Origin of the sequence: Kosmotoga pacifica (assembly GCF_001027025.1) — a bacterium.
GTDB lineage: Bacteria > Thermotogota > Thermotogae > Petrotogales > Kosmotogaceae > Kosmotoga_B > Kosmotoga_B pacifica.
In genome coordinates, this window is the sequence record NZ_CP011232.1 from 902,379 (window position 1) to 919,550 (window position 17,172).

At 43.2% G+C, this 17,172-nt stretch carries 15 protein-coding genes; 9 read left to right on the plus strand and 6 right to left on the minus strand.

The genetic code is table 11. From position 1 onward, the window contains the following. Positions 1-238 precede the first annotated feature (238 nt). Together cysE and cysK are read left to right on the plus strand one after the other, a co-directional pair. Positions 239-805, plus strand: coding sequence for a serine O-acetyltransferase (gene cysE / locus IX53_RS04210; protein WP_047754280.1), 567 nt, complete (start codon positions 239-241; stop codon positions 803-805). After that, positions 802-1,689, plus strand: coding sequence for a cysteine synthase A (cysK, locus tag IX53_RS04215; protein WP_047754281.1), 888 nt, complete (start codon positions 802-804; stop codon positions 1,687-1,689). Before cysE ends, cysK begins: the two co-directional genes overlap by 4 nt. 4 nt (positions 1,690-1,693) lie before the next feature. Here cysK and IX53_RS04220 read toward each other — a convergent pair whose 3' ends face one another. The 6 genes from IX53_RS04220 to IX53_RS04245 form a co-directional block, all read right to left on the minus strand. Further along, complete coding sequence (locus IX53_RS04220; RefSeq protein ID WP_047754282.1) at positions 1,694-4,999, minus strand: MBL fold metallo-hydrolase; 3,306 nt, start codon at positions 4,997-4,999, stop codon at positions 1,694-1,696. A gap of 64 nt (positions 5,000-5,063) precedes the next feature. Further along, positions 5,064-7,115, minus strand: coding sequence for a hypothetical protein (locus tag IX53_RS04225; protein ID WP_047754283.1), 2,052 nt, complete (start codon positions 7,113-7,115; stop codon positions 5,064-5,066). A 119-nt stretch (positions 7,116-7,234) separates the two neighbouring features. Then, positions 7,235-8,320, minus strand: a complete 1,086-nt coding sequence (locus IX53_RS04230; RefSeq protein ID WP_047754284.1) for a YncE family protein — start codon at positions 8,318-8,320, stop codon at positions 7,235-7,237. Beyond that, positions 8,317-9,786, minus strand: coding sequence for a peptidoglycan DD-metalloendopeptidase family protein (locus IX53_RS04235; protein ID WP_053001175.1), 1,470 nt, complete (start codon positions 9,784-9,786; stop codon positions 8,317-8,319). The genes IX53_RS04230 and IX53_RS04235 overlap by 4 nt, the downstream gene beginning before the upstream one ends. A gap of 14 nt (positions 9,787-9,800) precedes the next feature. Then, a complete protein-coding gene (locus IX53_RS04240; RefSeq protein ID WP_053001176.1) occupies positions 9,801-10,232 on the minus strand; it encodes a DUF881 domain-containing protein in 432 nt (143 codons plus the stop codon). Between the two features lie 42 nt (positions 10,233-10,274). Further along, entirely contained in the window at positions 10,275-10,547 is a 273-nt protein-coding gene (locus IX53_RS04245; protein ID WP_047754285.1) for an HU family DNA-binding protein, read from the minus strand. A 342-nt stretch (positions 10,548-10,889) separates the two neighbouring features. Here IX53_RS04245 and IX53_RS04250 point away from each other — a divergent pair, with 342 nt between their 5' ends. From IX53_RS04250 to miaB, 7 genes are all read left to right on the plus strand, one after another. Then, on the plus strand, positions 10,890-11,474 hold the full coding sequence (locus IX53_RS04250) for a YceD family protein (protein WP_245612761.1): 585 nt from the start codon (positions 10,890-10,892) through the stop codon (positions 11,472-11,474). Between the two features lie 19 nt (positions 11,475-11,493). Next, positions 11,494-11,676 carry a 50S ribosomal protein L32 gene (gene rpmF / locus IX53_RS04255; RefSeq protein ID WP_047754287.1) on the plus strand — a complete coding sequence of 61 codons (183 nt, stop codon included), beginning with the start codon at positions 11,494-11,496 and terminating at the stop codon, positions 11,674-11,676. Positions 11,677-11,678: 2 nt separating this feature from the next. Then, complete coding sequence (gene plsX, locus IX53_RS04260; RefSeq protein WP_047754288.1) at positions 11,679-12,683, plus strand: phosphate acyltransferase PlsX; 1,005 nt, start codon at positions 11,679-11,681, stop codon at positions 12,681-12,683. Positions 12,684-12,685: 2 nt separating this feature from the next. After that, a complete protein-coding gene (glmS, locus tag IX53_RS04265) occupies positions 12,686-14,509 on the plus strand; it encodes a glutamine--fructose-6-phosphate transaminase (isomerizing) (RefSeq protein ID WP_047754289.1) in 1,824 nt (607 codons plus the stop codon). 10 nt (positions 14,510-14,519) lie between these two features. After that, positions 14,520-14,876, plus strand: a complete 357-nt coding sequence (gene rsfS, locus IX53_RS04270) for a ribosome silencing factor (RefSeq protein WP_420811577.1) — start codon at positions 14,520-14,522, stop codon at positions 14,874-14,876. A gap of 96 nt (positions 14,877-14,972) precedes the next feature. Next, the gene (rpsB, locus tag IX53_RS04275) at positions 14,973-15,803 is read left to right on the plus strand and encodes a 30S ribosomal protein S2 (protein ID WP_047754291.1); all 831 of its coding nucleotides are present in this window, start codon (positions 14,973-14,975) and stop codon (positions 15,801-15,803) included. Positions 15,804-15,876: 73 nt separating this feature from the next. Then, on the plus strand, positions 15,877-17,172 hold the full coding sequence (gene miaB, locus IX53_RS04280; RefSeq protein ID WP_047754292.1) for a tRNA (N6-isopentenyl adenosine(37)-C2)-methylthiotransferase MiaB: 1,296 nt from the start codon (positions 15,877-15,879) through the stop codon (positions 17,170-17,172).

Sequence of the window (17,172 nt, forward strand, 5' to 3'; positions counted from 1 at the left end):
ATCCCCCTTTGTATAAATTCTATCATACGCAATTTGTAAAAAGATTCTAAAAAATCTTTGCAGAACTTTTCATTTCAATCGAATATTACAGTTGGTTGCAGTAAAATCAAGTTAATCCCGACGAATTTATTCGTGATTTTTCTTGAGTGTCTCATAGGATTTACCTAAAGGGTACAAAATTAACCAGTTTATCATCGTAATATCCGACGAAAATGGTAGTATTAAGCGAGGTGGTCTTATGAAGAAATTCACAAACGAGGTTAAAAAGCTTGTACTTGCGGTTAAAAGAGACCTTGATGAGTATCTGAAAAAGGATCCTGCGGCAAGATCTAGAACCCATGTGGCTTTAACTTCAGCGGGATATCATGCGCTCTTTCTATATAGAATATCGCACATGCTGTGGAATTTAAACCTTTTCTGGCTCGCTGAAATATTACATTATTATACTCGAGTTGCTTATAGTATAGACATTCACCCTGCAGCAAAACTTGAGGCTGGTGTTGTTATTGATCACGGGATAGGTACTGTGATAGGTTCAACGGCTTCTGTGGGTAGTGGCACACTGATATACCATGGGGTGACACTCGGAAGCCGAAGGGTAGTTTCAGGAAAAAGGCATCCCGATATAGGGAGAGATGTGATCATTGGTGCAGGTGCAAAGATACTTGGACCGATCATCATAGGTGATCGAGCGAGGATCGGAGCAAACAGCGTTGTCCTTGAACATGTACCGGAGGGACAGACATATGTTGGTATTCCTGCGAAGAGTTCAAAAAAAACAACTCGGAAGGAGGTAGCATTATGAACATCGCCTCAGTAGTCGGTAACACTCCTGTTGTGAGCCTGAAAAGCCTGGATCCAACGGGTAATATTCTTCTGAAATTGGAAAAGAACAACCCGGGCGGCAGTGTAAAAGACAGGGCTGTCATGGGAATGCTCCTATATGCGAAAAATAGAGGGGAGCTGAGAGAGGGAACCACTGTCGTTGAACCAACCAGTGGCAACACCGGAATTTCCATAGCCATGTTCTCAAACAGATTCAATTATAAGGCGATATTGGTTATGCCAGAAAGCGTCAGTGAAGAGCGGCGTAGGGTCATGGAAGAGCTAGGGGCTGAAGTCGTGCTTACAAGCGCGGCAGGAGGCATGAAAGAGACCGTTGAAAAAGCGCAGGAAATAATCTCTAATCTTAAAGATGCCATAATGCTCGATCAATTTTCGAATCCTGGTAATCCCTATTTTCATGAGCTCACCACTGGTCCAGAAATATTTAAGCAATGCGGTTATGCATTAGATGCCTTTGTGGCTGGCATAGGCACTGGTGGAACAATAACGGGTGCCGGTAGAATTTTAAAGAGATTGCTGCCGGAAATAAAGATTTATGGTGTAGAACCGGAGGAATCCCCTGTTCTTTCTGGGGGAAAACCGGGTAAACACAAAATTCAGGGTATTGGCGCGGGTTTCATTCCCGCTGTTCTTGATAGGACCCTTCTTGATGATGTAGTCACTGTTAGCTCTGACGAGGCTATTGAGCTAATGCGCTGGCTTCACAAAAAGGAAGGACTTCTGGTAGGAATATCTTCTGGCGCTAATGTTGCAGCAGCTTATAAGCTAAAAAAATCCGGCGCCGCAAAGAGGATTGTAACAGTGGCGCCGGATCATTACGAACGTTATCTGAGCGTCTTTTGAATGCTCATTTTACTATGACGCTACCTCTGGGGAATAGTTTTCCGAGCTCGTTAGACCAGGTCTTATCGACCCTGTAGTCATAAATTTTGAGCTGGTCGAGCTCGAGCCCCGGGGCGTAGAGATTGTAAATTCCTTCAAGATAGATATCAAGTTCATTCTTAGAGAAATTGGAAGCATCTGTATACAGACTCAATGGTGCCCAGTTCTCTTTTTCTTTTGGTAAGAGTTTTTTGTAGGTTTTCATAAGCGATGCCGGAAGTAAACGGTTGTTGATGTAAAGCCCTGTTCCTTTACAATAACTCACCGATATATTTTTCAATGTACCACCGCTGCTCGCTATGAAGAACCCTATGTTTGGCCTTCCTTCTTTTAGCAGACCGGTAACTGAGACATCACTGATCTGAGCTTCTTCTATATTGCTCAATGCGATCACATAAAAACCGGAGGCTTCCAGATGAGCACCACTTAAACTTACTTTCTTAAGATTCTCGAGACTCAAAGCAAAACGCTTTGATGATATATCAATATCTTCCAGTGAAATCTCTTCAGAGTCTGAATCTTTGATTTCCAGGCCTATGTCCTTTATTCCTTCGTTAGCCTGGTATCCTTGTATAAGCACAAAATCAGGATTCAATATGATAAACCCTTTGGAAGAATTATTGATTCTAACGTTATGTGCTTCGAACCTATCTGAATCACTTATATAACCAGCTGTACCGACGGAGTTTAGTTCTACATTGATAAGCCGCACTGATGAGCCATTTTTGATTATCAGAGGGTTTGAAGTGCCCTGGAAAGAGCTATCTTCGATATTCAGTACTGCGCCGGAGGCGAAGAGTGATGCTTTCCTTCCCAATGTGTGTACGTTTTTAAGTCTGAGCTCACCACCGTACAACATTATGCCACTACCGGACTCACTCTTCAAAAGCACCCCTTCTCTATTACCAGATATCTCCAGCCTTCCATTCACCACAAACGATGCTCCGTCCTGAATAAGAAGCAAGCCATCGCCTTTAATGTAAACTTCCGTACCTTGCGGGATCACATAGTTCTCAGCGATCAGAATCGGGTAAGCATTTTCATCAAAGGATGCCGTGGTGGCAGTTCCCGTTAGAATGGTCGCGCCTTTGTACAGGGTTAACTTCTTTTCAGGGAATTTGTAGCTATAGTAATCCGTGAGAATCTCGACTTCAACGCACACTTCAATTGTTGCTTCACTCGTTAAAGAAAATGGAGAATCGAAATCTTTGACAACAGGAGGATCATCATCGAGTTTGACCTCTTCTGGTAAGACTGTTTTTATTTCCTGATTCACGGGAGTATCCAGAAGCTTTCTTCTTATTCTGTATCTTACATCGGGGTCTGGTACTGGGTAGAATCTCACCCTAAACTTCCCATCTTCATCAACTTGATATACATAGAAGCCTTCCAGATTTTTAAGATCTACTGTCGTTTCAGTAGCGATGACAGTGGGTGATTCTATGCCGAGGGTGTTTACTTTATAAGATATTTTCAAATCACCAAAGTATGTTCCTTCGATAGGCTCCAGTACGTTGAAGGGTTTTGAAAGGTCGTAGACAAATGTATTCTGTCCTTTTGGAGTTTCGACGATTACAGTAACAGAGGCGTCCTTTGTGGCTTTTGAATTGACTATTCTGACGGTTATCGGTTTGTAATCTTTCTGTATCACGTCGAAATTGAGGGACGACAGTATCTTTTCGAAATCTACTAATTTCACTTCATATGAAGCTTTCATCGATTCATTACCTGCTCTGTCGACAGCCGTCAGGAAGAATTCAAGCGTACCTGTAAAACCAGTATTCGGTGCAGGAACTGGCAAGACTATCTGATTGCTCTCCGTTTCAATGTGGTATATGGTGTCATCTGATACGAGCACTTCTCCATACACGGAAACCGTATCGGAAGTTATACCGAGTTCAACGATTATTCTGTTTCCTTCTATCCTGTACTCCAGTATTTCCGGTTCATTTGGTGGTGTTGTGTCGACAGTGAACGTAGCGTTCTTCATCAGTGTTTCGCCATAGAGGTCTTTAGCCCTGAACGATATAGAATGCGGACCTTCACTGAGATCTTTGAAAGTCACAGACCCTTTATCGATATCAATGTTGACGGGAGAACCTGAATCAAGCTCCATCTGGAGTTCAGACAGATTTCTTGCTTTGAAATCTATCTTTAGTTCGTTGGAAGGAACAAAAAGAGGAACCGAACCTATTTCAAAGAAAGGCTTTCCCATGACTTTAAGAACCTTCTCAGGACCGAAAGGAACACCTCTGTACATGGGAACTATGGTAAGAGTCGAGGTTTCTTCAGGAATCTTTAGTTCGTAGGAAGTCTGTGTTGAATTGAATGACAGAGCACCGAGTTTCAGAAGATAACTCACGTCTTTTTCGTGATAAGACTTCAGGTCGCTTTTCCAACTGAGCTTTAAGCTATCTCCCTTCCTTGTAGCGGATAGTTCGCTTATCTCAATGGCGTATATCGGAAATTCGAAGAGGTAGGGAATATCTTCGTTCCATCTGAAAATTTCATCTTCACTGAAGAGTTCAATTGTGTCATATTTTAAACTTATCCTATGTTTACCCTGCTCGACTCTGCTGAAAATAGCTTTTCCGTTTTCATTGAGCGTTACTGGGGTATCGTCAAGCAATACCTGCACTTTTTCAGCGTTTAAACCTTCATCAAGTATTACTTTTACTTCCACTTCTACAGGTAAGAGAGGCACTTTCACAGTGAGAACCTCTGACTTCTCTATATAAACGGGCCCGTACTTATATCCTACGATGAGTTCATAAGACAGGGTCTTTCCCTGAAAGTCAATTATGGCATCCGAGTATGAATTTCCTTTTCGGGAGATAACTGTACCGTTTCTTTTCACAATCACACTATCGATAGAATAGGGAGAACTGATGGCGTCCCAGTTCAATATGAGCTGCTTTCCATCTTCGCTAAAAATGTAGTTAAATTCACTTATCCGAGGCTCAGGAAATCCAAACTTTATTTCCCTCGTGTCTTTGGTTACATCTTCCCTATCAAGAAGCACGCCTTCAAGAGTCCTGAATTCCACTGTATCTTTCCGCTTTACCTTCAATTTCGCAGAAGGTTCATTCTTACTGAGGGTTACTTCAGCAACTGACGATACCGCCTTTATTGTTGGATTTCCCGTCGCACCGGTCGGGAATAAAGCACTGACGGTTATCGTTCTCGGTGTCCAGAAAACAAAATAGAACAGCACCAGCAGTGCAACAAGCGATATTGCGACCCCTATCGTGACCTTTAAACTGCGTTTCATTTTGACACCTCCCCTTTAACAAAAGCAGCCCGCCACCGGCGGGCCGCAATGAGAGAAATCACGATTACTTGTTTATTACCCTGATGAAGAACTCATTGAGGTTTTCATCATCAGCATGGTATTCAAGCAGCACCGTGTATGTGTTGGAAGAAAGTCCAACAGGAAGTCCATCGTAAAAATCAAACAAGGCTTCAATGATTCCAGAATTCTTCACAATCTTTTCGGAACCCTCTTTCACTAGATAAACATTACCGACGAGCCTCATGGGTTCTGGCGAAATCTCAGTTGTGAATTCGGAGAAGAACACCTTATCCTTTTCGGTGAACTTTGCATTCACGAGTCTTCCGAGTAACGTGTAGTGGAGCATAGGTTCCGTGATTTCAACCTTGGAAGTTGGTTCTATACCCTCGCGTTCGAATTTTAGCATCGATACGAACACGGCATCTTTCGGAATACCAAGCTCTTCTAGAACTTCGACAAAGTTGAAGATGGCGTATACCCTGTCAGGAACGTCGACATCGGCAGAGATTATACTGCTACCAAAGGAATTCTTGAATTCTTCAAGAGTGCTAACTTTGAGTTCGTCGGTTGTGTAAAGTATTCTCGCGGCAACAGGATAGAATGTGACGTCTGCACCGTTGAAGACTTCTTTATCGAGAGCTTCTTTGCATTCATAAACGGTGTCTTCTTTGTATTTGAAGCTGATGAGCTCGTATGGGTAAACTTTGTCTACATCCAACACCGCTGTTTTGCTCTCATCCCAGGCGCTGTGAACCATCATCTTGACCCCAGTGAGAGAGGAAACATCTACCTTTACCTCTTTCACATTGGGTTCTTCTTCATCGAAGGGTGGAACTGTCTTGCAAACTGCATTGAAAGTTACTATGTAATTTTCACTTATTCTTTCCCTAACCTCGGCTTCACAGGTCTTTGTGTAGGGTTTAGAAGGTGCGCTGTCCGGGAGACTCTTGTACATTTCAACAAAACCGTCTTTGGCAACTTTTTTGAAGGCGGGAAGCGGACCATTCGGGAATAGGTATTCGTAATCCGCAGAATCGATCATGAGATATGTCTTGCCAGATTCGGTCTTAAGCAGGGCGAAATCGTTGATATTCGCCAGTTTGGCTTCAAATTCTTCTTTGAGTTCCTCGAACTTCGGATCGCCCTTGTGGTTTTCTTCCCAGATAGCCATTATCGCATCATGATCGAAAATGCCTATTTCAACGACTTTGTCTTTGGGCAATGCAACTTCGCCAAAAACAAGCTGGCCGTCGTATTTTTTCATGTAAGACACAACGTTCTGAATGTTCCTTACGGGCACTTCGAGCCCGAGCTCTTCGGCTGTTTTAACTGGTGAAAGAGCTATCTTGGCGAAGAGAGCATAGGCTTCCGACCTACTAACGGGTACATCATATTCCCTGTTGAAGAAATCCGTCCTGTTGTAAAGCTCTTCAGACATCAGCAGAGGAAGAGCTCTTCCATCCTCTCCGGGTGCAAGGAAATAATTCTCGAAGACGTAGATGTAAGCGGCTTCTTCAGCATTCTTGAATCCCTTGTAGAGTTTTTTGAGCTCGTCAACCTTTTTCAGGAGATAATCATAGTTTGGTTTATTCTTCTCAGCAAAAGCGTCAATGAGCACTTTAATGAACTCGGCCCTTGTCAGATAATCGACTTTATAATTCAGGCTCACACGATTACCAAGGACTTCTTTATAGCCCCATATCCTTGTATAGTCAAATCCATCTTTGTAACCGAGCTCTTCGAATTCTGTCTTGATGCTGTTGTCATATGGTGCGCTCATCGGATACTCGATGGCTTCTCTTTCGAGACCGAAGTATTTGACGAGCATTGCCAGGAGTTCATATGGAGTAATTGGATCTGAGAGATCAAACGGTGCAAGTTCTTCGACAGTTTCAACAGGAATGAGACCATATTCGGAGACATTGAAAATTGGGTCAAGATTATCTGCAAAGAGCAACTTGATAAGTTCCGCCCTTCCAACTGGCTCTACTTTACTGGTATCGAAATCGATCCAGAGAGGCAACTGGACAGGCATATTTACCGCCATGAGGGCTACACTCAGCAATAACAGACCTGCGATAAGGAGCTTCTTCATACACTTTCCCCCCTCTTAGAGATTTAAATTCTATGGTTTATGAACAAACTGTTTCAGGACAATTATACAACAAAGGGAACTCTGCATGCAAGATTTTTTGCATAAAGACCTTTCTTTTTTCAGGGTTCCAGAACGATGAGGGTTCCCATCGCACCACCGTTCAACCAGTCTTCCTGTAGCAGAACAGCGATTTTGTTGGCGTTTAAGACTGCATCAATGGGATAGCCGTGTAGCTCCAACAATTCTATGCTTTTGCCATATGCATCGAATTTTTCTATGGTACCGCTGATCACACTCAAAGCAAATTGAACTCCAGAACCTACTAGAACCCTTATCGGTCCAGAACCACTAATTGCAAAATTACTGATTGTACCTGAATTCAGGTCTATTCGATAGATACTATCACTTCCGATACAGGGCACCCATATGTACCTTCCATCCATAACTGGAAAGTTTGGCAATTTACCGAGTTTGTATTGTTTTATCCTTTCGAATTTTTCTTTTGATACCACATCCAGGGTACCATCTAAATAATTCACCACATACAGATTATTTAAATCCTGCAGAATATATGAAGGTCTCCTGCCCAGAACTATTTTTTTATGTATTTTCCCTTCTCCATCTACTACAAACAATCCATAATCTGTTTCAAACATTTTTTTTACAAGGTCGAAGTTATAAAAAAGGGTAATGTAGAAAAACCGCTTGTCTGCAATAATGCTAAGGGCTTCTACAGGGAGATCTATCTTATTTATTATCTTAAAATTTACTGTGTCAATGATTAAGAATCGCTTATCCATACTCAAAATTCCGAGCCTTTTATCGAGAAAGGTACCGGTGATTATCCTTTCGCCCGTTGATACTTTCTTTTTTATCTTCCATGAAGCAGGCCTTCCAGAAATATCAATTACAAGGAGCCTACCGCTGAAAAAACCAAAGCAATAAAGCTTTTCGTTATTGATAATGAAATCGTTTAGTCCTTCGTTTTTCACGTCTTCGATAAAGCGTAAAGGTTTAAAAGCTGAATCAAGCACCAACAATTCCGAAGTACCCTTTAAAAGGACGATATAATAAGTCCCGTGGATATTCTTGACCTTTTCGATCTTAAAAGGCGCAGCCCCCAGTTCCAGCCTTGAAATCACTTTCATCGAAAACATACTACCTGCGAAAGCGATGAGCAAAACTAACCAGATGAATACTTTCATGGTTTCTTCACCACGTAAACCAGTAATTCTTCTTTGAATCCCGAAGCAGCTTTAATATCATGAGTATAGACGTCTATCCTTTTTCCTTTTATTTCACTGCCGGTGTCTTCTACCACAAAAAACCCCTTATTTGGGGCATTTGAAAAGAATGGAATGTACACAACTGTACCTGGAGGAAGTACGGCGGGATCCGCTGCAATCGTTCTGTACGCTTTGACGTATTTTCCTGTGGCTGTTACCTTGAAAGACGGAGAAGTGGGATTTTTTCCATCGTCCCATTCGGTGTACATGGTTACCGTAAAAGTCCCAGCGTTTTCAAAAAGTAGATCTGCCGGGTTCACGGGAATATCATTCATCCATATCTCGACATGCAGATTCGGTGTTTCTTTCCCTGTTTCACCGATGGTTTCACCAGCCAGGACAAAATTCCCCTTTTCCACGGTAATACTATTGAGTTTGCCGTAAACCGTACGCATGCCGTCACCATGGTCAATAACAACGGTATTCCCGTACTCATCGTTCAATTTTTCAGCAAGGACGACACGTCCTGGGAGTATTGCTTTTACAGTCGTAGATGGCGGAACTTTCAGATCAATTCCAGGATTGGCATATCCCTTATCATAACTCCCAAATGGGGATATTACTGCCTCCACAAGCGGCTCGAAATCGTAAGTAAGGCCGAAATGGGACTGGAGAATATCAGGGCGCAACAAAGACTTCAACGAGACGGGAATCGTAATTTCCTGTCCCACGTAAATGGTGCTATCCTTTATTACAGGGTTTGCGACTTTCAGTTCCTCCACAGTTATGCCATAAGCTTTCGCAATATCCCAAAGGGTGTCTCCAGCTCTGACCGTGTAAATGATTCTCTCGGGGCTTTTAACCTCCATTTCCTTTTGTCCAATCCTGCTCCTGATGTCAGCCACTTCGGCCAAGAACAGATCTATAGAGACGAAAGAAGTATCAGTAGCTGTAAGACTATTCACTTTATCAATGCGATTCTCAAGGTATGAGAAGTCAGTTTCGTGTCTTCTCTGCAGGCTTTCCAGCTGTCCTTTCAATCCTTCAATTTCTTTTTTGAAGAAAAATTCCTGAAGGTTTGAACTGACAATTTTATCCAGTTTTTCGAATATCTGCTCGGAGAGTTTGTTCCCTTCTTCTATGTTATTCGCGTTGGATTCAAGAAGCTTTTTCAACTCAGCTAGCTGGTCCTGAAGGCTTTTCAGTTCATCAATATCTACCGCGAGTTCTTTCAGTCCTGTCAGGTATTCCAGCTGTCTGGATATATCCGTTATCGATTCTTCCACACTCCTCAGTCTCTTCTGTTCTTCAGTAATGAAGTCAAGTTTTTTTTCAACAATTGAGAGCTCATCTCTGAACTCTCCTCTGCTGACCCACCATGCGGAACAACCAGAAAGCAGAAAAATCAAAAGAAGAGTAGAAACAAAAGGGACCAGCCTGATCATCTGATATCATCTCCCTATGGAATAGTTAATTCTTCCAAAGCAATGGCACTCACAGAGAACCCTTTCGATTTTAAGGACTCTATCAGAAAGGAAAGACCGGAAATTATGTAGTCCGGATCACCAAGGATGTTTATTTGAATGAAATCAGAGGGAATTTTCTTTTCATTGATCATCAAAACAGGGCCGACACATCTGACGTAGGTATAAGGCTCAATCTTAACTCCGTTAATAGAAAAATCCCGGAGATTAAGTGCATAAAGCTCATTCATAATCATAAGTATATCACTGTCATGGACAACCCGTAATCCTTCCGATACAGCAGAAATTCCAAGCCTCACACCCTTTCCCCTTTGCTTGAGGTTCAGAGGATGAAGCGACAAGAAAATGAAAAGAAGCAACACAATGATGAAGATATTCAACACAAAAATCCATCTAATATATTTCAAAATATACACTCCATTAAGGGGCGGCCAAAGCCGCCCTGAAGATCACTTGACTTTGTTCTTGAGTTCCTTTCCAGGTACAAACTTTGGTACTTTTGCACCGGGGATCTTAATGGGTTTTCTCGTCCTCGGGTTGACCCCCATCCTCGGTTTTCTTTCGACAACTTTAAAAGTTCCAAAGCCCACGAGTCGGACTTCTTCACCCCTGGAGAGCTTTTCTTCAATAATGTCTACAATGCTGTCAAGGATCAAGCCGGCTTCTTTTTTTGAGATTTGTACGCGTTCCGCTAACGCGGCTACAAGTTCCTTTTTGTTCATGCCTTCCCCCCCTTTCGATAGGATTCGCATATATTCTACCACTGCATCATTGTCAAAACCAAGAGCTCAACCAACAAACTGAGTATATTATAATCTAAATCAGGGAGGGATGAGGATGAGAAGAATTGTGATGAGTATTTTGCTTTTTACTCGCAGTGTATCATAACTCACTTCCTAAAAAGAAAAAGGACATCAGTTGTAGAGATGGTTTTTTACGTACAACCAACAATTTACAACAATTTTTCTAAGTTCACGCCATTTCGGTTTCTCAAGCGATTCCACCCGCTCGTTCTTATATTGTTAAGTAGGCGTTCAATTAATGAAATAACCCTATAGTAATATTTGCACGCTGAAATAAATTTGAAAGTCGGTGAGAACGTGAAATCATCTGTCAGGGAATTTCTTGTAGATATCAACACCTTTGAGGATAGCAAAAGTTTAGAAATCACCATAGACAATCCATTTGACGAAATCCAATGTGATGGTCCCATTTCGATTGAGCTCTTTCTATATAAGGAAAAGGATTCCCTTATCGTTTCCGGGAAAGTCAGTGCAACGGTAATAGAGCAATGCTCACGTTGCCTCAAGCCAGTGAAGCTTCCAATTGATGGAGTTGTTGAAGCTATATATGTTAGCCATTCAAAGTTTTTCAAAGAAACCAAAAAGGGTCCTGTAGAAGAGCTTGAAAACACTTTTCCTCTCACGGAAGAAATACTTGACTTGTCAGATAGGATAATTGAGGCTATAATAGTTGAGATTCCTCAGAAAGTCCTCTGTTCAGAAAGTTGCAGAGGATTATGTCCCGAGTGCGGGGCAGATTTAAACGAAAATCCACAACACAGCTGTGAGATTCCTGAAAAGCCACAGGATAAGTGGCATTCTTTGTTGTATAATCTAAAAGAGAGCTTGAATAAGGAAAATCAATAATTGCTTAGGAGGGATATTCATGGCAGTACCCAAGCAAAAAAGTTCGAGGAGCAGAACTCACCACAGACGAGCGAAGAATTACAGACCTATGAAGGTGGCTGTTTCCATCTGTCCAAATTGTGGTGAGCCTAAAGAACCCCACAGAGTCTGTTTGCACTGTGGATACTACGGAGGAAAACAGATTCTGGAAATTGGTGAATAAAAATGTCAGGGATTAAAATTGCCCTTGATGTTTTTGGAGGAGATCAGGCGCCGGATGTCAACATCGATGGCGCCATTTCAATTTTGAAAGAGGGAAAGTTTGACGTAGAGCTTTTTCTAGTTGGGAAAGAAGAGACGATCAGAGAAATGCTTGGTGAGCGGGGGTTTCATCATGAAAAACTCCATATCGTTGACGCACCTGAAGTCTTTGGTATGGCTGAGAAACCCTCCAACGTCCTCAGAAGGAAGGATACTTCGTTGTATCGCACAGCACAGCTCGTGAAAGAAGGAAAGGTTGACGCCATGGTATCGGCGGGAAACACGGGCGCAGTACTGGCCGTTGCACTTTTTGTCGTTGGCAGGATAAAGGGCATTGAACGTGGCGCTATCGCGACACCAATACCCAGTAAACGAGGGTTCACCGTTCTGCTTGACTGTGGGGCCAACATTGAGGTGCGTCCCGAGCACCTGAGAGATTTCGGAAAAATGGGCTACCACTATGCCAGGATACTGGGCAAAGAATCTCCTAAAGTAGGACTTTTGAACGTAGGGGAAGAAGAAGAAAAGGGGAACAAGGATACGAGAGCAGCGTTCGAATTGCTAAAAGAGGCCCTTGGCGGCGATTTCTACGGAAATGTGGAGGGACGCGATATACTCTACGGAAATGTGGATGTCGTCGTTACCGACGGGTTCAAAGGAAATGTCGCCATGAAAGCCATTGAAGGCGCAGCAAAGTTTATCGGCGATGTTCTGAAAGCTCAGATAAAAGCATCTGGATTCAGTGGTTTGCTCGGTGGGCTCTTGTTAAGAAATGCCTTCAAAAGGCTCAAGAAAACCCTCGATCCAAGTGAGTATGGAGGAGCATTTGTACTCGGTGTGAAGGGTGTTGTTACGAAAGCTCATGGCAATTCAAACGCTCTTGCGATAAAGAACGCTATCAAAGTAGCATATGAAGGTGTGAAGGGTGGTCTTGTAAAAAAGCTTCAGTCTGAGTTTGGGGGAGATTAATTATGTGCGGTATTGTGGGAATGGTTGGAAAAGGGGTCAGGATAGGGAATTTGGTTGAAGGGCTGGAAAAACTCGAGTACAGAGGATATGATTCAGCAGGTATAGCTTTTCCCGACGAGCAGAGGGTAAATGTTCGCAAAGCTGTGGGGAAAATCGGGGCACTTAAAGCGCAACTTAAAGATATAATAAGTGTGGAAATAACAGCTGGGATTGCTCACACGCGCTGGGCAACTCATGGCGCGCCATCAGATGCAAATGCGCACCCTCACACAGATTGCACTGGCAAGATTGCCGTTGTTCATAACGGTATAATTGAAAACCATCTCGAGCTCAGGGAAAAACTTCTCAGGAACGGCCACGAATTCCATTCCGAGACCGACACGGAAGTTATAGCTCACCTCATTGAAGAACATTATGAGGGAGATTTACCAGCAGCAATACGACATACCCTCATTGATCTGGAAGGCGCATATGCCATCGCTGTCGTACACGCTGACAATCCTGATATGATCGTCGCGGCGAGAAAAGGGAGTCCACTCGTGGTAGGTGTAACGGAAACTGGTGGATTTCTTGCTTCCGACGTTACCCCATTGTTGAAATATCTCAGAGATGTTTATTTCATTGAGGATGGGGACGTGGTAACACTCATTCCCGGTAATTTGGAGATCTCGAGGATTGATGGCAGTAAAGCCAGTAGACCCATCATACATATAGATTGGAACGAAAAGGCTGCCGAAAAAGGTGGTTTTCCCCATTTCATGCTGAAGGAAATCTTTGAAGAACCTGAAGTTCTCAGAAACGCCCTTGCTGGGAGGATAAAAAACGGTAGAGCCAATCTCCCCGAGATGGAGAATGTGGTTCCAGCTATCAAACGGGCGAGAAACGTGCATATAGTTGCCTGTGGAACGAGTTTCCATGCCGGACTGGTGCTGAAAAGGTTCCTTGAAGACTATGCTGGTCTTACTGTAGAAATTGATGTCGCTTCGGAGTTCCGATACAGGAACATACATATAGATGAGAACACTATCGTAATCGCCGTGTCGCAGTCTGGTGAAACAGCAGACACGCTAGAAGGTGTCAGAAGAGTAAAGGTTAAAGGCGGGACCGTTATCGCGGTTACAAACGTGGTGGGCTCAACTCTTGCAAGAGAGAGTGATGTCGTCGTCTATCTAAACGCTGGGCCTGAAATTGGTGTTGCCGCAACAAAGACTTATGTATCTCAGCTCGCTGTTTTATTCATCATCGGTGCTTACATCAGCCACCTCAGGAATGAGAAAGATGAAATACGACAGATAATAAATGAACTTGAAGGGATGCCGACAATTTTTGAGGGCACATTATCGACAATGAACGAGTCCATTCTTCAACTTGCCAAAGAATACTATCAGTACAGACATTTCATGTACATAGGAAGGGGCTATGGTTATCCGACAGCTCTAGAAGGTGCACTCAAACTCAAGGAGATCAGTTACATACATGCCAGTGCCTATCAAGCCGGCGAGCTAAAACACGGTCCTATAGCCCTTCTCGATAGGGAATTCCCGGTTTTTGCTATAGTTCCGGATGATGCGCTGAAAGCCAAAGTTCTTTCCAACATTATGGAGACAAGAGCGAGAGACGCGAAAGTTGTAGCGATTTGTACTGAAGGTGATCAGGAAACGGGTAGAATCGTTAACAGCAGAATCGAAGTCCCACGGGTTTCAGACCCTCTATACCCTCTCGTGATGTCACCTTATTTGCAGCTTTTTGCGTATCACATCGCGGTACTTAGAGGAAATGACCCGGATAAACCCAGGAACCTTGCGAAGAGTGTAACAGTAGAGTGAAGTGGGAGGTGTGAATTTGGACAGTTCTGTAAAGGGAATAGCAGAAGTTCTCGATACGAAAGATGCGAAGGACATCGTTATTCTGGATATAGCCGAAGTATCTAACCTTACAAGTTACTTCGTTATAGCCACTGCCAATTCCGAGCCTCATATGGAGGCTTTAAGGGATGCTGTACTCGAGTTCTTAGAAAAAAATAATCTTTCTGTAATTTATTACGATAGAGGTAGAGGATATGATTGGATGGTCGTTGATGGAGGTCATTTCATCGTGCATCTGTTCAGTGAGAAGGGAAGAGAGTTCTATTCCCTTGAAGACCTCTGGTTGAACGCCAAACGTTATTCACTTGAGGATATCCTAAAGAGATAGCCCTCACAACACACGGGAGTTTGCAAGTTGGTCACGGTGCCCCAAAGGGTCGACCGACGGTTCCCGGAGGAAAAACCAAAAGTGGAGGTGTATTTTGTGGCAGTAGTAAGCATGAAGCAGTTACTTGAGGCCGGAGTCCATTTCGGCCATAGGACGAGAAGATGGAACCCAAAGATGAAGCCCTACATCTATGGGGAAAGAAAAGGTATCTACATCATCGACCTTCAGAAAACCCTGAAGATGGTCGAGGAAGTTTATGACTACGTCAGATCAAGAGCCTCTGAGGGTGCTGAATTCCTTTTTGTTGGCACAAAAAGGCAGGCACAGCAGATTGTTGAGGAAGAAGCGAAGAGATGTGGTGCGTATTATGTTAACAATCGCTGGCTTGGTGGTCTGCTCACTAACTTTGTAACCATTAAAAAGAGAATTGAAGTTCTGAAACAGTACGAAGAAATGGAGTTCACTGGAGAACTCGATAAACTTCCAAAGAAAGAGCAGAGTGTCATAAGAAAGAAACTCGAAAAGCTCAGAAAGAACCTTAATGGTGTTAAGGAAATGAGCAAACTGCCTGATGTTATCTATGTTGTCGATCCCAAAAAAGAGGAGATTGCTATCAAAGAAGCCAATAAGCTTGGTATAACCGTTATCGGTATTGCCGATACTAACGCTGATCCTGATGTTCTCGACTATCTGATTCCCGGAAATGACGATGCAATCAGGGCAATAAAACTTATTACCCAGACTATAGCCAACGCCATTCTCGAAGGCAGAGAAGGCATGGAAACCTCAGAAGAAATACCTGAACCGGGTGCCCAGGGGGAAGTTCCACAAGAGACCCCACAGGGAACAGAGTCCGTTGAGGAAGCCCCAGTTGAAGAAGCTCCTGCTGAAAAGAATTCCAGTTCTGATGATGAAGAAGAACTTTAAGATTTAAAAATAAAAACAGGGCGACGGCTTCCGCCGTCGCTTTTTTACAAGATGCAATAAAGGAAGGGATTGGATGAAAATAGCTTTCAGAACTTTCGGGTGCCAGATGAACGTCAATGACACAGAAATAATGGCAGGAATCCTCATAAGAGCTGGACACGAGATCGTTGAAGACGAAGAAGAAGCGGATGCTGTCATTGTCAACACCTGCGCCGTGAGGGAGAAAGCCGAGAAGAAACTGTATGGCAAGCTCGGTAGACTTAAGGCCCTCAAGAGACGGAAGAAGAACCTCATCATCGGTGTGGCTGGATGTGTTGCCGAAAAAGAGGGAAAGACTCTACTTCAAAGAGAGGAAGTCGATTTTGTTTTCGGGACACGAAGCATTGTTAAAATCGCTGAATTTGTTGAAAGGGCAGCTAAAGGACACAAATTCCTCGATATGTCAGATTATCTGAATGAGCTTGACTGGTCAACGCCAAAGAATCGTACCAGCAGGCACCATGCCTGGGTAACAATCATCTATGGCTGCAACAAATTCTGTACATACTGTATAGTTCCATACACCCGCGGCAGAGAGAAGAGCAGGCCTATAAACGACATTTTAAGTGAGGTCAAAGCCTTAGCCAGCGAAGGATACAAGGAAATCACGTACCTCGGGCAGAATGTTGATTCTTATGGTAAAGACAGAAACGATGGAACAAGCCTTGCAGGGCTTATCAGAGAAACCTTAAAAATCCAGGGCATAGAAAGAATCTGGTTCCTGACCTCATATCCCAACGATTTCAGCGATGAATTGATCGAAGTCATCGCTTCCTCTGATAGAGTATCGAAATCAATTCATTTACCAATACAATCGGGGAGTAACAAGATCCTCAAAGCGATGAATCGTGGCTATACCCGCGAACAATATCTTGATCTCATCGGAAGAATAAGGGCAAAATTGCCAGATGCTTCTATCAGTACGGACGTAATCGTTGGCTTTCCAGGTGAAACGGAAGAAGATTATCTCGAAACGAAATCATTGATTGAAGAAGTCAAGTTCGAAAGGGTCAATCTCGCTATGTATTCTCCGCGCGAAGGAACGGTCTCAGCAAAATACTTCAAAGACGATGTGCCACACGAGGAAAAAGTGCGACGCCTGAACGAACTGTTGGAACTCCAGAAGAGAATAAACCGCGTGATAAACAACGCATATGTGGGAAAAAATGTGGAAATCATAGTGGAAGACCTGATGAAGGATGGCAAGCTTTATGGCAGGACGATAAACAACAAGATCGTGATTTTTGATGGATCGAAAGAACTCATTGGGAAAAAGCTCCGTATAAGAATAGAAACTGCTACCGCCGGTCCGTTGTATGGAGTATTGTAA

Bases quoted from the DNA above. Each gene is read 5' to 3' on its own strand.
- cysE (WP_047754280.1), top strand. From the start codon at position 239: ATGAAGAAATTCACAAACGAGGTTAAAAAGCTTGTACTTGCGGTTAAA.
- cysK (WP_047754281.1), top strand. From the start codon at position 802: ATGAACATCGCCTCAGTAGTCGGTAACACTCCTGTTGTGAGCCTGAAA.
- IX53_RS04220 (WP_047754282.1), bottom strand. From the start codon at position 4,999: ATGAAACGCAGTTTAAAGGTCACGATAGGGGTCGCAATATCGCTTGTT.
- IX53_RS04225 (WP_047754283.1), bottom strand. From the start codon at position 7,115: ATGAAGAAGCTCCTTATCGCAGGTCTGTTATTGCTGAGTGTAGCCCTC.
- IX53_RS04230 (WP_047754284.1), bottom strand. From the start codon at position 8,320: ATGAAAGTATTCATCTGGTTAGTTTTGCTCATCGCTTTCGCAGGTAGT.
- IX53_RS04235 (WP_053001175.1), bottom strand. From the start codon at position 9,786: ATGATCAGGCTGGTCCCTTTTGTTTCTACTCTTCTTTTGATTTTTCTG.
- IX53_RS04245 (WP_047754285.1), bottom strand. From the start codon at position 10,547: ATGAACAAAAAGGAACTTGTAGCCGCGTTAGCGGAACGCGTACAAATC.
- rpmF (WP_047754287.1), top strand. From the start codon at position 11,494: ATGGCAGTACCCAAGCAAAAAAGTTCGAGGAGCAGAACTCACCACAGA.
- plsX (WP_047754288.1), top strand. From the start codon at position 11,679: ATGTCAGGGATTAAAATTGCCCTTGATGTTTTTGGAGGAGATCAGGCG.
- glmS (WP_047754289.1), top strand. From the start codon at position 12,686: ATGTGCGGTATTGTGGGAATGGTTGGAAAAGGGGTCAGGATAGGGAAT.
- miaB (WP_047754292.1), top strand. From the start codon at position 15,877: ATGAAAATAGCTTTCAGAACTTTCGGGTGCCAGATGAACGTCAATGAC.